Origin of the sequence: Polaromonas naphthalenivorans CJ2 (genome assembly GCF_000015505.1) — a bacterium.
GTDB lineage: Bacteria > Pseudomonadota > Gammaproteobacteria > Burkholderiales > Burkholderiaceae_C > Polaromonas > Polaromonas naphthalenivorans.
Window position 1 is genome coordinate 3209908 of the sequence record NC_008781.1, and the last position, 19834, is coordinate 3229741.

17 protein-coding genes are annotated in these 19834 nt (G+C 60.9%); 15 read left to right on the top strand and 2 right to left on the bottom strand.

The window, feature by feature from the left end:
• Position 1 precedes the first annotated feature (1 nt).
• The 13 genes from leuC (at position 2) to PNAP_RS15260 (ending at position 15672) form a co-directional block, all read left to right on the top strand.
• Positions 2–1453, top strand: coding sequence for a 3-isopropylmalate dehydratase large subunit (gene leuC / locus PNAP_RS15200; RefSeq protein ID WP_011802410.1), 1452 nt, complete (start codon positions 2–4; stop codon positions 1451–1453).
• 14 nt (positions 1454–1467) lie between these two features.
• On the top strand, positions 1468–2118 hold the full coding sequence (gene leuD / locus PNAP_RS15205) for a 3-isopropylmalate dehydratase small subunit (protein WP_011802411.1): 651 nt from the start codon (positions 1468–1470) through the stop codon (positions 2116–2118).
• A 73-nt stretch (positions 2119–2191) separates the two neighbouring features.
• Positions 2192–3262, top strand: coding sequence for a 3-isopropylmalate dehydrogenase (leuB, locus tag PNAP_RS15210; protein ID WP_011802412.1), 1071 nt, complete (start codon positions 2192–2194; stop codon positions 3260–3262).
• A gap of 259 nt (positions 3263–3521) precedes the next feature.
• Positions 3522–4661 (top strand): aspartate-semialdehyde dehydrogenase, encoded by a 1140-nt coding sequence (gene asd, locus PNAP_RS15215; protein WP_011802413.1) that lies wholly within the window; start codon positions 3522–3524, stop codon positions 4659–4661.
• A 251-nt stretch (positions 4662–4912) separates the two neighbouring features.
• The gene (locus PNAP_RS15220) at positions 4913–7525 is read left to right on the top strand and encodes a FimV/HubP family polar landmark protein (protein ID WP_011802414.1); all 2613 of its coding nucleotides are present in this window, start codon (positions 4913–4915) and stop codon (positions 7523–7525) included.
• A 42-nt stretch (positions 7526–7567) separates the two neighbouring features.
• Complete coding sequence (truA, locus tag PNAP_RS15225) at positions 7568–8362, top strand: tRNA pseudouridine(38-40) synthase TruA (RefSeq protein ID WP_011802415.1); 795 nt, start codon at positions 7568–7570, stop codon at positions 8360–8362.
• A complete protein-coding gene (locus PNAP_RS15230; protein ID WP_011802416.1) occupies positions 8359–9084 on the top strand; it encodes a phosphoribosylanthranilate isomerase in 726 nt (241 codons plus the stop codon). Before truA ends, PNAP_RS15230 begins: the two co-directional genes overlap by 4 nt.
• Positions 9062–10366, top strand: a complete 1305-nt coding sequence (trpB, locus tag PNAP_RS15235) for a tryptophan synthase subunit beta (protein ID WP_011802417.1) — start codon at positions 9062–9064, stop codon at positions 10364–10366. Before PNAP_RS15230 ends, trpB begins: the two co-directional genes overlap by 23 nt.
• Complete coding sequence (gene trpA, locus PNAP_RS15240) at positions 10363–11181, top strand: tryptophan synthase subunit alpha (RefSeq protein ID WP_011802418.1); 819 nt, start codon at positions 10363–10365, stop codon at positions 11179–11181. Before trpB ends, trpA begins: the two co-directional genes overlap by 4 nt.
• A 159-nt stretch (positions 11182–11340) precedes the next feature.
• Positions 11341–12213, top strand: a complete 873-nt coding sequence (gene accD, locus PNAP_RS15245) for an acetyl-CoA carboxylase, carboxyltransferase subunit beta (protein WP_011802419.1) — start codon at positions 11341–11343, stop codon at positions 12211–12213.
• Between the two features lie 125 nt (positions 12214–12338).
• Positions 12339–13013 (top strand): LON peptidase substrate-binding domain-containing protein, encoded by a 675-nt coding sequence (locus PNAP_RS15250; protein WP_041376742.1) that lies wholly within the window; start codon positions 12339–12341, stop codon positions 13011–13013.
• A gap of 147 nt (positions 13014–13160) precedes the next feature.
• Entirely contained in the window at positions 13161–14726 is a 1566-nt protein-coding gene (gene lysS / locus PNAP_RS15255) for a lysine--tRNA ligase (protein ID WP_011802421.1), read from the top strand.
• 328 nt (positions 14727–15054) lie between these two features.
• Complete coding sequence (locus PNAP_RS15260; RefSeq protein ID WP_011802422.1) at positions 15055–15672, top strand: hypothetical protein; 618 nt, start codon at positions 15055–15057, stop codon at positions 15670–15672.
• 88 nt (positions 15673–15760) lie between these two features.
• Here PNAP_RS15260 and PNAP_RS15265 read toward each other — a convergent pair whose 3' ends face one another.
• Entirely contained in the window at positions 15761–16945 is a 1185-nt protein-coding gene (locus PNAP_RS15265; RefSeq protein ID WP_011802423.1) for a patatin-like phospholipase family protein, read from the bottom strand.
• 84 nt (positions 16946–17029) lie between these two features.
• Positions 17030–18961 (bottom strand): hypothetical protein, encoded by a 1932-nt coding sequence (locus PNAP_RS25050; protein ID WP_011802424.1) that lies wholly within the window; start codon positions 18959–18961, stop codon positions 17030–17032.
• 43 nt (positions 18962–19004) lie between these two features.
• On the opposite strand from PNAP_RS25050, the gene PNAP_RS27085 reads away from it, so the two are divergent.
• Together PNAP_RS27085 and PNAP_RS15280 are read left to right on the top strand one after the other, a co-directional pair.
• Positions 19005–19316, top strand: coding sequence for a hypothetical protein (locus PNAP_RS27085; RefSeq protein WP_011802425.1), 312 nt, complete (start codon positions 19005–19007; stop codon positions 19314–19316).
• Positions 19313–19822 (top strand): YgjP-like metallopeptidase domain-containing protein, encoded by a 510-nt coding sequence (locus tag PNAP_RS15280; protein ID WP_011802426.1) that lies wholly within the window; start codon positions 19313–19315, stop codon positions 19820–19822. Before PNAP_RS27085 ends, PNAP_RS15280 begins: the two co-directional genes overlap by 4 nt.
• Positions 19823–19834: the final 12 nt, after the last annotated feature.

The following is a 19834-nucleotide window of genomic DNA, read 5'->3' on the forward strand; positions in this document are numbered from 1 at the left end:
CATGGGACGCACCCTCTACGACAAAATCTGGGACGAGCACGTCGTTCATACCGAAGAAGACGGCACCTCGATCCTGTACATCGACCGCCATCTGGTCCATGAAGTCACCAGCCCGCAGGCCTTTGAAGGCCTGCGCGAAGCCGGCCGCAAGGTCTGGCGCATCAGTTCCATCGTCGCGACCGCCGACCACAACACGCCCACGACCGGCTGGGAACTGGGTTACGACGGCATCACCGACCTGGTCAGCAAGGAGCAGATCACCACGCTGGACGCCAACATCAAGGAATTCGGCGCCGCTGCCTTCTTCCCCTTCATGTCCAAACGCCAGGGCATCGTGCATGTGATCGGCCCTGAAAACGGCGCCACGCTGCCCGGCATGACCGTCGTTTGCGGCGACTCGCACACCTCGACCCACGGCGCGTTTGGCGCGTTGGCGCACGGCATCGGCACCAGCGAGGTCGAACACGTCATGGCCACGCAAACCCTGCTGGCCAAAAAAGCCAAAAACATGCTCATCAAGGTCGAAGGCGCCGTGACCAAAGGCGTGACCGCCAAGGACATCGTGCTGGCCATCATCGGCAAGATTGGCACGGCGGGCGGCACCGGCTACACGATTGAATTTGCCGGCTCGGCGATTCGCGCACTCAGCATGGAAGGCCGCATGACGGTCTGCAACATGGCGATTGAAGGCGGCGCGCGCGCCGGCCTGGTGGCCGTCGATGCCAAGACCATCGAGTACCTCAAGGGCCGCCTGCTGGCTCCCGGAACCGACTCCGTCACCGGCAAGTTCGTCGGCGGCCCCGAATGGGACATGGCCGCGCGCTACTGGGCCACGCTGCACTCCGACGCCGACGCCACCTTTGACGCCGTGGTCGAGCTGGACGCCAGCCAGATCCTGCCGCAGGTCAGCTGGGGCACTTCGCCCGAGATGGTGCTGTCGATTGAAGACCGCGTACCCGACCCGGAAAAGGAAAAGGACGCCAACAAGCGCGGCGCCATCGAACGCGCCCTGACCTACATGGGCCTGGAGCCGGGCAAGGCGCTGAATGACCTGTACATCGACAAGGTGTTCATCGGTTCGTGCACCAACAGCCGCATCGAAGACATGCGCGAAGCGGCTGCCGTGGTGAAGCATATCGGCCAGAAGGTCGCCAAAAATGTCAAGCTGGCAATGGTCGTGCCGGGCTCTGGCCTGGTCAAGGAGCAGGCCGAGCGCGAAGGCCTGGACAAGATCTTCATCGCCGCCGGCTTTGAATGGCGCGAGCCCGGCTGCTCGATGTGCCTGGCGATGAATGCCGACCGGCTGGAGCCGGGCGAGCGCTGCGCCTCCACCAGCAACCGCAACTTTGAAGGCCGCCAGGGTGCGGGCGGGCGCACCCACCTGGTCAGCCCGGCCATGGCGGCGGCGGCGGCGGTGCATGGCCACTTTGTCGATATCCGTAAATTTGTCTGAAGGCTGGAGTCCGTATGCAAAAATTCACCGTACACCAAGGCCTCGTGGCCCCGATGGACCGCGAGAACGTCGATACCGACGCCATCATTCCCAAGCAGTTCCTCAAGTCCATCCGCAAGACCGGCTTTGGTCCCAACCTGTTTGACGAATGGCGCTACCTGGACGCCGGCTTTCCCGGCCAGGACCCGGCCAGCCGCAAGCCGAACCCGGATTTCGTGCTGAACCAGGCGCGGTACAAAGGCGCCTCGATCCTGCTGGCGCGCAAGAACTTTGGCTGCGGCTCCTCGCGCGAGCACGCGCCTTGGGCGCTCGACCAGTTCGGCTTTCGCGCCATCATTGCGCCCAGCTATGCCGACATCTTCTTCAACAACAGCTTCAAGAACGGCCTGCTGCCTATCGTGCTGCCCGAGGCGCAGGTGGCGCAGTTGTTTGACGAAGCGCTGGCTTTTCCTGGCTACACCCTGACGATTGATCTGGAGCGCCAGGTCATCGTCAAGGCGCAAGGCGAAGAACTGCCTTTCGATGTGCAGGCATTCCGAAAATACTGCTTGCTCAACGGCTTCGACGACATTGGCCTGACCTTGCTGCAAAGCGACAAGATCAAGGCCTTTGAAGCCCAGCGTCTGGCCGGCAAACCATGGCTGAGCCACACCGTCGCTGGTTAATCAAAATTAAGAGTCAAATAGTGCTTTTGCGCAATATCCACGGGCGCAAGTAGCTACAAAAAATATAGCAAATATGAAAATCGCAATTCTCCCGGGTGATGGCATCGGCCCTGAAATCGTCGCCGAAGCCGTCAAGGTTCTGAAGGTTCTGGACCTGAATTTTGAAACCGAAACCGCACTGGTCGGCGGCGCCGCCTTTGAAGCCTACGGCCACCCGCTGCCCGAAGCCACGCTCCAGCTCGCCAAGGATGCCGACGCCGTGCTGTTTGGCGCCGTGGGCGACTGGAAATACGACACGCTGGACCGGCCGCTGCGCCCCGAGCAAGCCATCCTGGGCCTGCGCAAGAACCTCGGCCTGTTCGCCAACTTCCGCCCGGCCATCTGCTACCCGCAACTGGTCGATGCGTCGAGCCTGAAGCGCGAACTGGTGTCGGGCCTGGACATCCTCATCATCCGCGAACTGACCGGCGACATCTACTTCGGCCAGCCGCGCGGCCGGCGCATTGCCACGGACGGCCACTTTCCGGGCGCCGAAGAAGCTTTCGACACGATGCGCTATTCACGCCCCGAGATCGAGCGCATCGCCCATGTCGCCTTCCAGGCGGCCCGCAAGCGCGGCAAGCGTGTCACCAGCGTGGACAAGGCCAATGTGCTGGAGACCTTTCAGCTCTGGAAGGACGTGGTGACTGAAATCGGGCTGCAGTACCCCGACGTGGCGCTGGACCACATGTACGTGGACAACGCCGCCATGCAACTGGTCAGGGCGCCGAAGAAATTTGACGTGGTGGTGACCGGCAACATGTTCGGCGACATCCTGTCGGACGCCGCCGCAATGCTCACCGGCTCCATCGGCATGCTGCCATCGGCCAGCCTGAACGACAAGAACCAGGGCCTGTACGAGCCCAGCCACGGCAGCGCGCCCGACATTGCCGGCAAGGGCGTAGCCAATCCGCTGGCGACCATTTTGAGCGCGGCCATGATGCTGCGCTTCAGCCTGAACCAGCCTGAAGCCGCCGCGCGCATCGAGCAAGCCGTGGACAAGGTATTGAGCCAGGGCCTGCGCACGCCCGATATCTACAGCGACGGCACGACCCGGATCGGCACGGTGGAAATGGGCGATGCGGTGGTCAAGGCGCTGGGCTGAAGCCACATCAACTGTTTCGTTGCCCGCATAGCTTGTCAGCCAGGCAAAAGGCGGGCTTCGCTACAATATGAAAAATGTGCAAAAGCCTTACTCCAGTCCCCATTGCAGCCGCCTTGCGGACCGGCCATGGCGCTGTGGCTTTTGTCCAGATCACCAAAACGACCACCATTAAAGGCTGACAAGCCCGGTTCGTCGTGCCCACCGGCTCGATGAGCCGGGCCAAAAAGCCGATTTTTTTCGTACTTTTTAAGGGCAATCCATGAAACTCAAAGGCAATCTCACAGGACTCGTCGGCTGGCGCGGCATGGTCGGCTCGGTGCTGATCGACCGGATGCAGGCCGAGGGCGATTTCGAACTGATCGAGCCGGTTTTTTTCTCGACCTCGAATGCCGGCGGCAAGGCCCCGGCGCAGGCCAGGAACGAAACCACGTTGAAAGACGCCTTCGACATCGAAGCCCTCAAGAAGTGCGACATCATCCTCACCGCCCAGGGCGGCGACTACACCGCTGAAGTGTTTCCCAAGCTGCGTGCCGCAGGCTGGACCGGCCACTGGATTGATGCGGCCTCGACCCTGCGCATGAACGACGACGCGGTCATCGTGCTCGACCCGGTCAACCTGCCCGTCATCAAGAACGCGCTGACCAAGGGCGGCAACAACTGGGTCGGCGGCAACTGCACCGTCAGCTGCATGCTGATGGGCGTGGGCGCGCTGTACAAGGCCGGCCTGGTCGAATGGATGACCAGCATGACCTACCAGGCAGCATCGGGTGGCGGCGCGCAGCACATGCGCGAGTTGCTGACACAGTTCGGCACGCTCAACAGCGAAGTCAAATCCCTGCTCGACGACCCAAAATCGGCGATTTTGGAGATCGACCGCCGCATCCTGGCCAAGCAGCAGTCCCTGAGCGCTCTTGAGACCGCAAACTTCGGCGTTCCGCTGGGCGGCAGCCTGATTCCCTGGATCGACAAGGATCTGGGCGACGGCATGAGCAAGGAAGAATGGAAAGGCGGCGCCGAAACCAACAAGATCCTGGGCCAGGGCGCAAGTTTCGGCACGGCTGAAACGCCGGTCGATGGGTTTTGCGTGCGCATTGGCGCGATGCGCTGCCACAGCCAGGCATTGACGTTCAAGCTCAAGAAAGACGTTCCGCTGGCCGATATCGAAGCCATGATTGCCGCCGACAACGCCTGGGTCAAAGTCATCCCCAATACGCGCGAGGCGTCGATCAGGGATCTGACGCCGGTTGCCGTGACGGGAACAATGCAGATTCCGGTCGGGCGCCTGCGCAAGCTGGCCATGGGACCGGACTACCTGGGCGCTTTTACCGTCGGAGACCAGTTGCTTTGGGGTGCTGCCGAGCCACTGCGCCGCATGCTGCGCATCCTGATTGAAGCGTAGGCTCAAAAAACCAGGGAACTGACGACATACAATCGGGCCAGGTAACAAGTTGATTCAGCATGTTGTCTTCAGGCAACGGATAAAACTTGTGCCCTCTCGTTTATTAAGGTGTCAAATCTTAAGCATTGTCTTAACTTGTCAGTCCCTGACCTTGATGTTAAGGTTGTTTCTCAAAAATTAGCATCAAGGTTTTTGTGCGCTCAAGCAGTAACACGTTTCAACCAGACCGAGCTCCAGAGGCTCAAAATCCCATGAATCATCACGGTCGCTGGCGTATTGGCGCCCTGGCAAGCGCCATTGCGCTGCTGGGTAGCCTGGCAAGTCTTGAAGCCCACGCGGTTGCGCTGGGCCGAATCACGGTTCAGTCAGCGTTGGGCGAATCCCTTCGGGCGGAAATCGACATTTCCGACCTCAGCGCGGAAGAGGCTTCCAGCCTCAGAATTGGCATTGCGAACGCCGAGGTATTCAAGTCCGCCGGACTCGAATACTCCGCAGCGGCAGCCGGCCTCGATGTCAGGCTCCAGCGACGGGCAGACGGCAGATCCTATCTGCGCCTGAGCAGCAACCGCGCCATCATTGATCCTTTCGTGGACCTGGTCATCGAGGCCAAATCGGCCTCCGGACGTGTCACCCGCGACTACACGATGCTGTTCGACCCGCCCAGCCTGCGAAGCAACAGCAACAGCAACAGCAACAGCACCAGCATCGCGGCGTCAGCGCCCGTGCTACCCCGCGCACCCGTGACCAATGCCGATATTTCGCCCCGTGAAGCCGCGCCAGCTCCGTACTCCCGCCCTGCAGCCCGACCTCCTGTATCAATTGCCAAACCACCGGCAATCAGAACGCCGCCAGCCGAGAGAATGGCTGGCGCCAGACAGGTCACAGTCAGGCCGGGTGACAATGCCAGCAAGATTGCTGCCCGGAACAAACCTGCCAGCGTGTCGCTGGACCAGATGCTGGTGGCATTGCTCAGAGGCAATCCCGAGGCCTTCGTTGGCGGCAACATCAATGTCATCAAATCCGGCGCCGTGGTGGATATTCCGGATGAGCAAACAGCTACATCCCTTTCTCCTGGTGAAGCAAGACAAACCCTCATTGCCCAGAGCAGGGATTTCAACACCTTTCGCCGCAAACTGGCCGATGGCGTGCCCGCTACGCCGGTTGACAGCGCAGGCCGCCAGACGGGTGGCCAGATGCAGGCCAAGGTTGATGACCGTGCGCAAGCCAGTCCCTCGCCCGACAAGCTGACGCTTTCAAAGGGTGCTGTTCAGCTCGCCAACGAACAGTCAGCCAGAGATGCCGCCAGCCGCGCGGCGGATTCGTCAAAAAACATCAGCAATCCCAATCAACCGGGCGCAGTGCCCGTCACAGGCAGTGCAGCGCCAGGCCTGGCGGTTCCCGTAGCCGCCCCTGGAGCCACCACGGCAACAGGAGCCCCTGAAATCACGGCAACGCCGGCCCTGGCTCCTGCCAGTGCTTCAGCCTCTGCAACAGATGCAGGACAGGCACCCTTGTCATCTGCGTCGGAACCTGTGGCGCCAGCCAGTGCCCCGGCACCTGTCGTACCCGCCGTGAGCAAGCAAGCTGCCATGGTTGCACCTCCCCCGACTCCAATCACGACCAGCCTGATTGACCAGATTCTGGACAACTCATTGCTGCTGGGCGGCGGTCTCTTGGTGGCATTGCTGGCGGGCCTGGGCTTTGCCCGCTACCGAAAAACTGCGAAATCGGGCCAGGTGGACAGCTCATTCCTGGACAGCCGCCTGCAGCCGGACTCTTTCTTTGGTGCCAGTGGTGGGCGGCGTGTTGATACCAATGCAGGCAATGTGGGGGGATCCTCCATGGTTTACTCCCCAAGCCAGCTTGATGCAGCCGGCGATGTGGACCCTGTCGCCGAAGCCGATGTGTACCTCGCCTATGGCCGCGACCAGCAGGCTGAAGAAATTCTCAAGGAGGCATTGCGCCTTTATCCGGCACGTCTGGCCATACACACCAAGCTGCTTGAAATTTTTGCCAAGCGTCGCGACAACAAGGGATTTGAAAGCCTGGCCCTGACCGCATTCAAATTGAGCGCAGGGCAAGGGGCAGAATGGTCTTACATCAGCCAGTTGGGCCGTGAACTAGAGCCTGACAATTCCCTCTACCAATCCGGCGCCGAATTTTCGGGCAGCTTGCCCGCAAAAGGCAGGTCTGGCTTGATTCCCCTGAATGCCATCGCACCACAGGAGGTAGCGGCCAGTGCGCCACCCCTCAAAACGGCACCGGTTTTGGACCTGGACCTGGATCTTGATTTCTCGCTGGATGAAGCACCTGCGGCCTCCATCGCGCCCACCGCCATCGCTGCACCGGCACTCACCCCTGCACGCTCAGTTGCCGAATCCGGCTCAAACAATACGAGACCGTCGGCCCTCATGAACCTGGATGACCTGGACCTGGACTTGAATCTGGACGATATTGCAGTTCCGGCACCAGTCTCGGCCAGCCCTTCTGCCCGTTCTCCTTCTGTGGCGGCAAAAGCACCCTCTCCCGAGATTGATTTCCTTTCCGGAGGCCTGGACTTCACGCCCGAGCCTTATGTCCCCCCGAAAGCATCCATTGCGCCGCCAGCGCCTGTCAATCACGATGGCATGCTGGAGTTTGACCTGAACTCACTGTCGCTGGACCTCGGTCCTGCAACCAAGCCCCCAGTCTCCAACTTGATGGGGCTGGAAGAAGATCCGCTTGAAATCAAATTCCTGCTGGCCGAAGAATTCCGGATTCTGGGTGATTCTGAAGGTGCCCGGGAGCTGGCCGATGAAGTGCTGGCCAAAGCCAAAGGTCCGTTGAAGTTCAAGGCCCAGGCGTTTATCAACGCCTTGTCGTGAACAAGGCTTGAACCTGGTGCGCTCATCAAGAGAAAAGCGCCCATGAGGATTGCGCTGGGTATCAGCTACAGCGGCAGCGCTTACGAAGGCTGGCAAAGCCAGCTTTCGGGCAAGACGGTGCAGGACAAACTGGAACTGGCCTTGAGCAGGTTTGCCGTCCAGCCCATTCGCGTCATGTGTGCCGGACGCACCGATGCCGGCGTTCATGCGCTGATGCAGGTGGTCCACTTCGACACCCCGTTGCAGCGTGAAACCTCGTCCTGGGTGCGCGGCACCAACGCTTTTTTGCCTTCCGACATTGCAGTGCAGTGGGCGCAACCGGTTCCCGATGAATTTCACTCGCGCGCCAGCGCCATCGCGCGCCGTTACGCCTATGTGGTACTGGAGTCGCCGGTGCGCCCCAGTGTCGAAGCCGGGCGCGTCGGCTGGGTCTATCGCCCGCTTGATGGCGATGCGATGCGGCAAGCCGCCCTGCACCTGATGGGCGAGCACGATTTCAGTTCGTTTCGGGCCGCGCAGTGCCAGGCCAAATCACCCGTCAAAACCATGAGCCGTATCGAGATTTCCCAGCGCGCCGGACCCGGTTCACGCTATTGGCGCTTCGAATTTGAAGCCAACGCTTTCTTGCACCACATGATCCGCAATATCATGGGCTGCCTGCTGGCGATAGGCCAGGGCAACCATCCGCCCGAATGGCTGGCCGAGGTAGTCGCCGCCCGTCGCCGCGATGCCGCCGCACCCACCTTCTCGCCTGACGGGCTTTATTTTCTGGGTCCGGTGTATGAAGAACGCCATGGCTTGCCATCGCGCACGGCGGCTTATGATTGGCTGCCATGAGCATTCCCATCACTTTCAGCCGCACCCGCATCAAGATTTGCGGCCTGACCCGCGAGGAAGACGTTGATGCCGCCGTGGCGGCTGGCGCCGACGCCATTGGCTTCGTCATGTACGAACCCAGCCCGCGTCACGTAACGCTTGAGCGCGCTGCCGCGCTGGCCAGCCGCCTCCCGCCGTTTGTGACGCCAGTGCTTTTGTTTGTCAATGAACATGCTACAAAAATAATAGCTGCCTGCGCCCGTATACCCTGCGCATTACTGCAATTTCATGGTGATGAAACGCCTGAAGCCTGCCTGCAGGCGGGCCGGCCGTTCCTGCGCGCCGCCCGCATTCCCCTGGACGATAACCCCGAGCCTGGCAGCCTGCGTTTTGATCTCTTAAAATACGCCCAAGATTACTCATCAGCCCAGGCCATCCTGCTCGACGCCCATGTCGAGGGTTTCGGCGGCGGCGGAAAAACATTCAATTGGTCACTGCTTCCTCCAAGCGTCAACGCTCACCTCGTTTTGTCTGGTGGGTTGACGCCTGCAAACGTGCTAGAGGGCATTTTGCAAGTCAGGCCGCGCTGCCCCACGCTGGCCGTTGATGTGAGTTCAGGCGTCGAGATTGCCAAGGGCATCAAGAGCGCCGACAAAATCAATCAATTCGTCGCAGCCGTTCGCGCTGCCGACGAGCAACTTGCAAAGAATATTGTTCAACATGTACGACTATCACCAACCTGACCTGGCCGGTCATTTCGGCATTTACGGCGGCAGTTTCGTCTCCGAAACCCTGACCCACGCGATCAATGAGCTGAAGGACGCCTACGCCAGGTACCAGAACGACCCGAAATTCCTGGCCGAATTCAACTACGAGCTGAAGCATTTCGTCGGCCGCCCTTCCCCCATCTACCATGCCGCGCGCATGAGCCGCGAACAGGGCGGCGCGCAGATCTACCTCAAGCGCGAAGACCTGAACCACACCGGCGCGCACAAGATCAACAACACCATCGGCCAGGCCATGCTGGCCCGCCGCATGGGCAAGCAGCGCATCATTGCAGAGACCGGCGCGGGCCAGCACGGCGTGGCCACCGCCACGATTTGCGCCCGCTACGGCCTTGAATGCGTGGTCTACATGGGCAGCGAGGATGTCAAGCGCCAGAGCCCCAATGTTTACCGCATGAACCTGCTGGGCGCCACCGTGGTGCCAGTGGAAAGCGGCAGCAAGACGCTGAAAGATGCGCTCAACGAAGCCATGCGCGACTGGGTTGCCAATGTTGACAACACGTTTTACATCATCGGAACCGTGGCCGGACCGCACCCCTACCCGATGATGGTGCGCGACTTCCAGAGCGTGATCGGCACCGAATGCCTGAGCCAGATGCCCGAGATGAACGCTGGCAGGCAGCCCGATGCGGTCGTTGCCTGTGTTGGCGGCGGCAGCAATGCCATGGGCATCTTCCACCCTTATATCGCGCATGAAAACACCCGCCTGATCGGCGTCGAAGCCGCCGGAGAAGGGCTGGACAGCGGCAAGCATTCAGCTTCGCTGCAGCGCGGCCTGCCCGGCGTGCTGCATGGCAACCGCACCTATGTGCTGCAAAACGACGATGGCCAGGTGACCGAGACGCACAGCATCAGCGCCGGACTGGACTACCCCGGCGTCGGCCCGGAGCACGCCTACCTGAAAGACATCGGGCGCGCCGAATATGTCGGCATCACCGACACCGAAGCGCTGCAGGCTTTTCATTACCTGTGCCGCACCGAAGGCATCATTCCGGCACTGGAATCCGCCCATGCCGTGGCCTACGCGATGAAGCTGGCCAAAACCATGCGCAGCGACCAGAGCATCCTCGTCAACCTCTCGGGCCGGGGCGACAAGGACATTGGCACCGTGGCCGATCTGTCGGGTGCTGACTTCTATGACCGGCCTTCCATGCGCGGCCTGGGCGTCAAGGGTGGCGTTGCCACTTCCCCCGAATCATTCGACGCCAGCGGCGCAAAAGGTGCAGGGAGCCAGTCATGAGCCGCATTGAATCGACTTTCTCCAGCCTTAAAACCCAGGGTCGCAAGGCCTTGATCCCCTACGTCACGGCGGGCTTTCCGTTTGCCGATGTCACGCCCGAACTGATGCACGGCATGGTGGCCGGCGGCGCTGACGTGATTGAACTGGGCATGCCGTTTTCCGACCCCAGCGCCGATGGCCCGGTGATCCAGAAGGCCGGAGAAAAAGCGCTTTCCTTCGGCATCGGCCTGGTTCAGGTGCTTGAAATGGTGCGCATTTTCCGCACAAAAGACCACACGACGCCAGTCGTGCTCATGGGCTACGCCAACCCAGTCGAGCGCTACGACATCAAGCATGGCGCAGGCGCCTCCGAAAGCGCCTTTATCCGCGATGCCGCCGCCGCCGGTGTCGATGGCATGCTGATCGTTGACTATCCGCCAGAAGAGTGCGTGGAATTTTCCGCCAGACTCAAGGCGCACGGCATGGACCTGATCTTTTTGCTGGCACCCACCAGCACCGACGCACGCATGGCCCAGGTCGCCCAGGTCGCCAGCGGCTATGTGTATTACGTGTCGCTCAAGGGCGTGACCGGCGCCGGCACGCTGGACGTGGATGCGGTCGAAGCCATGCTGCCGCGCATTCGCCGGCATGTGAACGTGCCTGTCGGCGTGGGCTTTGGCATTCGCGACGCCGCGACCGCAAAGGCCATAGGCAAAGTGGCTGATGCCGTGGTCATTGGCAGCAAGATCATCCAGCTGATTGAAAACCAGCCGCGCGACCGGGTTGCCGCCGTGGCGCATGACTTTTTGAAGGAAATCCGCTCGGCGCTGGACTGAATTTCATCGGCCCGCCCCGGCGCATAATGGCGCTTTTCGCCCGGCCGGTGCAGTTTTCTGCCCGCCGGTGCGTCTATCCCGTGTTTAACATTTGACGATGCTTGGCAAGCGGTTTCTTTAAAAAGACGATGCCGCTGCAAGCCAACAAGGACCGACACCATGTCTTGGCTAGAAAAACTCCTTCCCCCCAAAATCAGCCCCACCAATCCGACCGAGCGCCGTCAGGTACCCGAAGGCCTGTGGATCAAGTGCCCGAGCTGCGAAGCCGTGCTGTACAAGACCGACCTGGAAAAAAACCAGAACGTCTGCCCGCAGTGCAGCCACCACCACCGCATTGGCGCGCGTGCCCGGCTGGACGCCTTCCTCGACGCTGAAGGCCGTTACGAGCTGGGCCAGGAAGTGCTTCCCGTCGATGCCCTCAAGTTCAAGGACAGCCGCAAGTACCCCGAGCGCCTGAAGGAAGCGATGGAGAACACCGGCGAAACCGATGCGCTGGTGGTGATGGGCGGCGCCGTCCACAGCATCGGCGTGGTCGTGGCGTGTTTTGAATTCGACTTCATGGGCGGCAGCATGGGCAGTGTCGTGGGTGAGCGCTTCGTGCGCGGCGTTCATACCGCCATCGAGCAAAAGGTGCCGTTCATCTGCTTTACCGCCACCGGCGGCGCCCGCATGCAGGAAGGCCTGCTCAGCCTGATGCAGATGGCTAAAACCAATGCATCGCTGACGCGCCTGGCCAAAAAGGGCCTGCCCTACATCAGCGTGCTGACCGACCCGACCATGGGCGGAGTGAGCGCCGGTTTTGCCTTTGTCGGTGACGTCGTGATTGCTGAGCCCAAGGCGCTGATCGGTTTTGCCGGTCCGCGCGTCATCGAATCGACCGTGCGGGTGACGCTGCCTGAAGGTTTCCAGCGCGCCGAGTTCCTGCAGACCAAAGGCGCGATTGACTTTATCTGCGACCGCCGGGAATTGCGCAAGACGGTGGCGAATTCACTGGCCATGCTGCTCAAGCAGCCGGCCGATGCCATCAGCTAAAAAATTTAATTGGTTTTTCGAACGCATCAAGACACAGCATTCAGGGGTCGTGCAACAGTTCTGGAAGAGCAAAAGAAAAGACATCATGGGATGATGTGGCTTATCGAAAATTGAAGCCTGAAGCCATGTCCGAAGCCCTTACCCTTACCTCACTTCCCCTCTTTCCACTGGGCACCGTGCTCTACCCCGGCGGCTTGCTGCCGCTGCAGATTTTCGAGGTCCGCTATCTGGACATGATTGGCAAATGCCATAAAACAGGGGCGCCGTTTGGCGTCGTTTCGCTGACCGAAGGCTCGGAAGTCCGCAAACCCGCCAATGTAGCGCCCAAGGGCGCCCTGCCCGGCGGTGACGGCTTTGCGCACGAAGCCTTCAACGCCGTGGGCACCCTGGCCAAAATCATCGAGTTTTCGGTGCCGCAACCCGGCCTGATGGTGGTTCTGTGCCAGGGGATTCACCGCTTCACGATTACCCGGCGGGAAAAGCTGAAACACGGCCTGTGGATTGCCGATGTGGTCCGCATGGAAGATGACCTGCCCGTCAGGATTCCGCACGATTTGCAAAAATCCGCCGAGGCCCTGGGCAAGCTGATCAAAGGACTGCTGCATGGCGATACGCCGCCTGAAAAAATGCCCATGCAGCCACCCTACCACCTTGACGATTGCAGCTGGGTCGCCAATCGCTGGTGCGAACTGCTTCCCATGCCGCTGGCGGTCAAGCAGCGCCTGATGGAGCTGGACAACCCGCTGCTCAGGCTGGAGTTGGTCTGCGATATTCTGGAACGCAACGGCATTTCACGCTGAATGCCAGGAAGCGCTGCCCGGGATTGTGGGCAAAGATGGCTTTAGGGCCATGCAAGCTGAAAAACGCTTGCTTAAAAACTTAAAATCAGCGATTCGGCGTTTTTCGCGCCCGACACTTTCAGCCCTCTCTTTCCGGAACACCGACCTATGTCCAGCCACCCGACTTCTCCCGCAACCGGCAGCGTTGCCCCAGCCCACCACGACGAAAACCAGCTGATGGTCGAGCGCCGGGAAAAACTCGGCGCCCTGCGCAAGCACCAGGCAGACGGCAAGGGCGTGGCTTTCCCGAACGACATCAAGCCCGGGCATCGGGCCGAAGCGCTGTTTGCGCAGTACAGCCACCTGAGCAATGAAGAGCTGGAGCCGCTGGCGGTCAAGGTGAGCGTGGCCGGCCGCATGATGCTCAAGCGCGTCATGGGCAAGGCGAGCTTTGCCACGCTGCAGGATGCGTCGTTCGGCCCCACGGGTGGCCGCATCCAGCTCTACATCAACAATGCCGGCGTCGGCGAGGAAGTCCATGCGGCTTTCAAGCACTGGGATCTGGGCGACATCGTGGCGGCGACCGGCCTGCTGTTCAGGACCAAGACCGGCGAGTTGTCGATCCATGCCGACAGCATCCGGCTGGTGACCAAGAGCCTGCGCCCGCTGCCCGACAAATTCCACGGCATGGCCGACCAGGAAGTCAAATACCGCCAGCGCTATGTCGATTTGATCATGGACGAAGCCGCGCGCAAGCGCTTCATGGCGCGCAGCAAGGCCGTCAGCGGCATTCGCGAGTTCATGGTGGCGAATGACTTCCTGGAAGTCGAAACGCCGATGCTGCATCCGATTCCGGGCGGCGCCAACGCCAAGCCGTTCAAGACCCATCACAACGCGCTGGACCAGGAAATGTACCTGCGCATTGCGCCCGAACTCTACCTCAAGCGCCTGATCGTCGGCGGTTTCGAACGCGTGTTCGAGATCAACCGCAGCTACCGCAACGAAGGCATCAGCGTTCGCCACAATCCCGAGTTCACCATGATGGAGTTCTACGCGGCCTGGTGGAATTACACCGATTTGATGACCTTCACCGAAGCGCTGATCCGCGACGCAGCCCAGAAGGTCTGCGGCTCGCTGCAACTGAGCTACGCCGGCAAGCCGGTCGATCTGAGCCAGCCCTTTGAACGGCTGACCATCCGCGAAGCCATCCTCAAGCATACCGAGGCGGGCGAACAGGTGGACGACGCCGTCTGGCTGACGAATGCCCTTAAAAAGCTCGGGCTGAACGAGGAAAAAAACCGCCTGTCCGGCCGCTCGCTGGCCAGCCTGCAGGTGCTGTATTTTGAAGAGCTGGTTGAAGAAAAGCTCTGGCAGCCGACCTTCATCATGGAGCACCCGACCGAAATCTCGCCACTGGCTAGAGCCAACGACGAACGCCCGGAAGTCACCGAGCGCTTTGAGCTTTACATCACCGGCCGCGAATTCGGCAACGGTTTCAGCGAACTGAACGATGCCGAAGAACAGGCGGTGCGCTTCAACGCACAGGTTCATGCCAAGGACAGCGGCGACGATGAAGCCATGTTCTACGACCACGATTTCATTCGCGCCCTTGAGTACGGCATGCCGCCGACCGGCGGCTGCGGCGTGGGCATCGACCGGCTGATGATGCTGCTGACCGACAGCCCAAGCATCCGCGACGTGATTTTGTTCCCTGCACTGCGCCGGGAAGCCTGAAACAGGTCGGCACTGGCAGGCAGATCGTGTCTGGTTTCTGTAACAAAAGTATCTTGATACAGAGTTAACCAAATTTCATACTGTGAAGTTACGATGAGCTTCACAGTCATTCCGTCTGTAGCTTTGTACGCAGGAGTAGTTCTATGCGTAAAAGTTACAGATGGAAATAGATTTAATCGCTACATCACGTTGCATGCACACACAAGCCGCATGGTCATGGTCGTTCACACTTCGTCCTGAAGTCATTTCAGCGGTTGCCTGGGTCATGGTCCTAACCCATGTCTTGCCCCAGGCATCCTTTGTAATTTTTAACCTTGGGACTCAGTGAATGGAAATCGAATTTACACGCATGGGCATCGTATTCATGCATCTTATTGCCTGTTGCGTAGCCATCGGACTGGTTGTGACCAGCGATATTGCCATGCTCAAACAGCTCTTCAGGGCAGATCCGAACGAAAGGTTTGATCCCCATCACCTGTCAGACCTGCAAAAAACAGTGTCCCATTCGTTGCTCGCATTGTGGGTTACAGGTGCCGCCATCGTCACTTTGGACGCTTCCCTCAAGGGATGGGGCTATTTTGCGAATCCCAAGCTGCAGTCCAAGGTGGCTATCGTCATGCTGTTGACGATGAACGGCTATGCATTGCACAAGTACGTGCTGCCAGCGCTGCAAAAGGCGGGATCACTGCTCAGGCTGTCATTCGGACAGCGCCGCCTAGCCCTGTTTACCGGTGCGGTATCGGGTGTTTCGTGGTTTTATGCGGCCATGCTGGGCATTGGCCGCCCGCTCAACTGGAAATATTCCCTGGTCCAGATCATGGCCGCGTATCCGGTGCTGATTGCTGGCGGGTTTGCCTGTATCGCATTGCTCACGGTCTGGTCGCAGTCCAGGGCCGGCGGCGCGAATGAGGAAGCCCGTGAACCCAGACTGGCCAGTCCACACTGAGACCCGTGTGGCAACGGGTTCATTCCCAACCGCTTGACCCGATTGCCGTCGCATTGCATGCAGAGCATTGGCGGAGCCTGATACGCCGTCAGGGCAAGGCATCCGTGGACTTCACCGCAGCACCCGTTAATCGTTCCACCGGAAGCCGCAAATCGTCGAGGTAGTCACGCGCAATGTTGACGCTGCATTCGATGCCGAGCAATTTAAAGCGCTTGATCAGCCACTCTTTTGCGCATAGCCTTCCCAGGTCGCGCAGCGAATAAATCAGGCGGGCATCGGTTGAAGCCTTGGTCGATGCATTGAATTTCTCAAGCGTCTCGCCGCCGTCGATGCGGTGCAGCAGCACATCCTTGTAGCGCAGGGGATCGAGCTTGCCCTCGGCCAGCAGCCTCTTGACGAAATCGATGGCGCGCATCTCGGCAACCAGTCCCGCATTGAAGGTGATCTCGTTGACCCGGTCGGCGATTTCTCCGGGCTGGGTCGGCAGCTTGTCACGCTCGATGGGATTGACCTGGACCAGCATGATATCGCGGCTCTGGCATTGGTAAATCAGCGGATGCAGCGCCGGATTGCCGGCATAGCCGCCATCCCAGAAGTGATCGCCTTCGATCTCGACCGCCCGAAACACCATCGGCAGGCAAGCCGACGCCATGACCGCGCTGGCCGTCAGGCGCTGGCCTGAAAACACCTCGGCCTTGCCGGTGCTGACGCGCGTGGCCACCACGAACACCTTGGGCGTGGCCGGATACGGAGTTGCCGCCAGGCGCTCGAAATCGACCTGGGACTCCAGAAAATCCTTGAGCGGATTGATGTCAAACGGATTGCTCTGGTAAGGCGACAGGCTGCCCGACCAGTAGCGGGTCATGTCATCAGCCCAGCGCGAGGCGGACCAGATGCCGCCGCCCAGTTGCCCCAGCAAGACGTTGAAAGGCGCGCGTTGCCACCATGACAGCGACTGCGAAACCGAGGACGACACGGCGCCCAGATCGACGATGCCGCTCCAGAAAGTCGTCAGTGCCTGCCGGGCTGCCTCATAACGGCCCAGCCTGGACTGGCCGTGCGCCTGCGCCAGGCCATGGGCCAGCACGACGGCGTTCATGGCACCGGCGCTGGTGCCGCTGATGCCTTCAATGTCGATGCGGCCGTCTTCCAGCAGGGCATCCAGCACGCCCCAGGTGAACGCACCGTGCGAACCGCCGCCCTGCAGCGCCAGATTGAGCAGGCGATGGCCGCTGGCGGGTGCTTCCAGGAAGGAATTATTCGAAATAGTCATCCGGCCAAGATTACCAAAAATGGAAATCTTGAACCGTCAACGCCTCTTTCGATGCCAGTCGCATTGCCCCTGCACGGCCTTGGCTCAACCCTGCCACCACTTCTGCCAGACCTGGTTGTCAGTTCCGCGCACGAACACATGCTCGTGGTTGGGGCCCATGGAGCCCAGCGCGGGCTCGGAAGCCAGCACGCCGCCGTCGTTGTGCCGACCCCAGTCGTGCCAGGCGCCATTCCAGTAAGCCCGCTGCCACAGCGCGTTGTCGGTGCCGCGCACGTAGATGTTGCAGACCGAGCCGTTGCGCGAGATCACGGAGGGCGCACCGACAAATCCGCCCGCAGGCGCGCCGAGGGCGACCCAGCCTGACCAGCCGCCTGCGCCTGTCCACCATTTCTGCCAGACCTGGTTGTCGGTGCCGCGCACGAAGACATGCTCGTGGTCCGGCCCCATGGAGCCCAGCGCGGGCTCGGAAGCGAGCACGCCGCCGTCGTTGTGCCGTCCCCAGTCATGCCAGGCGTTGTTGAACCAGGCCTTTTGCCACAGCGCGTTGTCGGCGCCGCGCACGTAGATATTGCAGACCGAGCCGTTGCGCGAGATGACTGCCGGCGCTCCGGTGAAGCCGACCGGAGGCGCGCCGAGGGCAAACCAGCCCGACCAGCCGCTGGCGGCTTTCCAGAATTTCTGCCAGACCTGGTTGTCGGTGCCGCGCACGAAGACATGCTCGTGGTCCGGCCCCATGGAGCCCAGCGCGGGCTCGGAAGCGAGCACGCCGCCGTCGTTGTGCCGTCCCCAGTCATGCCAGGCGTTGTTGAACCAGGCCTTTTGCCACAGCGCGTTGTCGGCGCCGCGCACGTAGATGTTGCAGACCGAGCCGTTGCGCGAGATCACGGCTGGCGCACCGGCAAATCCGGTCGAAGGTGCGCCGAGCGCGACCCAGCCCGACCAGCCCGTGGGCCTGGGGAACAGCCGCTCGTCCCAGCCGATTTGCCGCCGGCTGAAATCACACATCGACAGGGTGTTGGCGTTCATCAGGCAAGCCTGTTGCGTGCCTGGCGGGAAGCAGTTGACGCAGTTGCTGTTGGGCACTGCGAGGTGACCGCTGGTAGTGCCGCAGGCGCACGAGCCGTATTCGTCCGCCGCCCCGAAGATGTGACAGGACTCATGGGCGAACACCCGGTTGATGTTGTCAGGCCCCCAGCCATCATTGGCATAGTTCATCACCACCTTCTCGACGATGGCGTAGGCAAAGTGGTTCAGCGGGTACTTGGTGAAAAAGGCCACGTAGGCCCAGTCGGTATGCCGGCTGGTGCGCAGGTCGTTGGCGTACTTCTGGTACCCTGCCCGCCCCGGCCCGTAGCCCATGCTGGCCAGCGCGGCGTCCCGCCAGTCCCTCTCGTAGCGCTCGTAAGGCTCGGTGACGCCGGCATACGGCCCGGTGGCGGACGATACCGTGACAACGCGGATGTCATACACGAATGAAACCCTGGCCCGCGGTTCGACGCCGGCGAGCCAGCCCAGCCCTTCCTGAACCTCCTGCACGATCTTGACCCGCTCGGCATCGCTCAGGACTTCCGCCCCGGTATTGCGCGACACCAGGATGACCCCGACAGCCACCGAACCGACCATGTAGCGGCTGGTCGGCGTGCCGGTCGATTCGGCCACCAGTTCGGCTTCGCGCGCGGCGCGCGCGCCGGCTTCAGGCGTGTCGAACTCACGCGGAGGCTGGTAGCCCGGCGCGTCCCACGAGAGCCCCTCGGTGGGTGATCGCGCCGCGCCGGCACGGGCGCTCCTGGCTGCTCTGGCCTGGGTCCAGGCATCAGCGGCCAGCTGCGAAACAGCGTCCAGCGGCTGGGCCGGCTGATCCGTCGAGGACGTCATCGCCCGTTCATCGGTGCCATCGGGCAGTTCGGCCACAAACACGGTCGGGCTGAACTGCTGGACGATTCGGCCGCCCAGTCGCGCGACCTCCTGGCTGGCAGCGGCCATGTCCTGGGTGAATCGCAATACGTTTTTCGCCATTATTTACTCCCCTTGAAACCAAATTGTCGAACTGCAAGCGGTCGTGCCTGCAGGCGCGTTCAAGTTCGCCGGGCTTCTGGATGAAGGCAGTTTTGATGCGAACCGGCTTGCAATTCTTCCCGCCTGCTGCATCTACATCCATGAGAATTACTTCTCAATACAAAGGCAGGCGGCACAAACTGGACCGTTGCCGCAAGCTCCGGCCGGGGTTTGCAGCCGCGGGCTGACAAGCGGCCTACCGGTTTGCGCTACCATCCAGAACCCTCAAAAAGCCGTCAATATCGGCATCAAATCAGGCTCTTGCGCTTTATCCATAAGCGTATACAGCTATGAAAATAATAGTGAATCCCGATGAAATACCTTGCCGCCTATCCAGAAAGCCTCCAAACGCAGGTGCAGCAGTTGCTGGCGCAGGGCCGGCTGGGGGATAGCCTGCTTGCCAAATACAGGCATGCGCACACGGTGAAAACCGACAAGGCCCTGTACGACTATGTGATGGTGCTGAAGAATGATTTCTTGCGCAATTCCGAACCGCTGTCGAAAGTGATGTTTGACAGCAAGCTGCAGATCATCACGCATGCACTCGGCACACACACCACCATTTCACGCGTGCAGGGCAACAAGCTCAAGTCCAAGCGCGAAATCCGCGTGGCGTCGCTGTTCAAGGACGTGCCGGTGGAATTTTTGCGGATGATTGCCGTGCATGAGCTGGCGCACATCAAGGAAAAAGCGCACGACAAGGCGTTTTACCAACTCTGCACCTACATGGAGCCGCAGTACCACCAGTACGAGTTTGACCTGCGCGTGTACCTGACGCATATCGACGCGGCGGGCAAGCTGGAGTGGCCGGCGCTGGCCTGAACCGCACCAGCC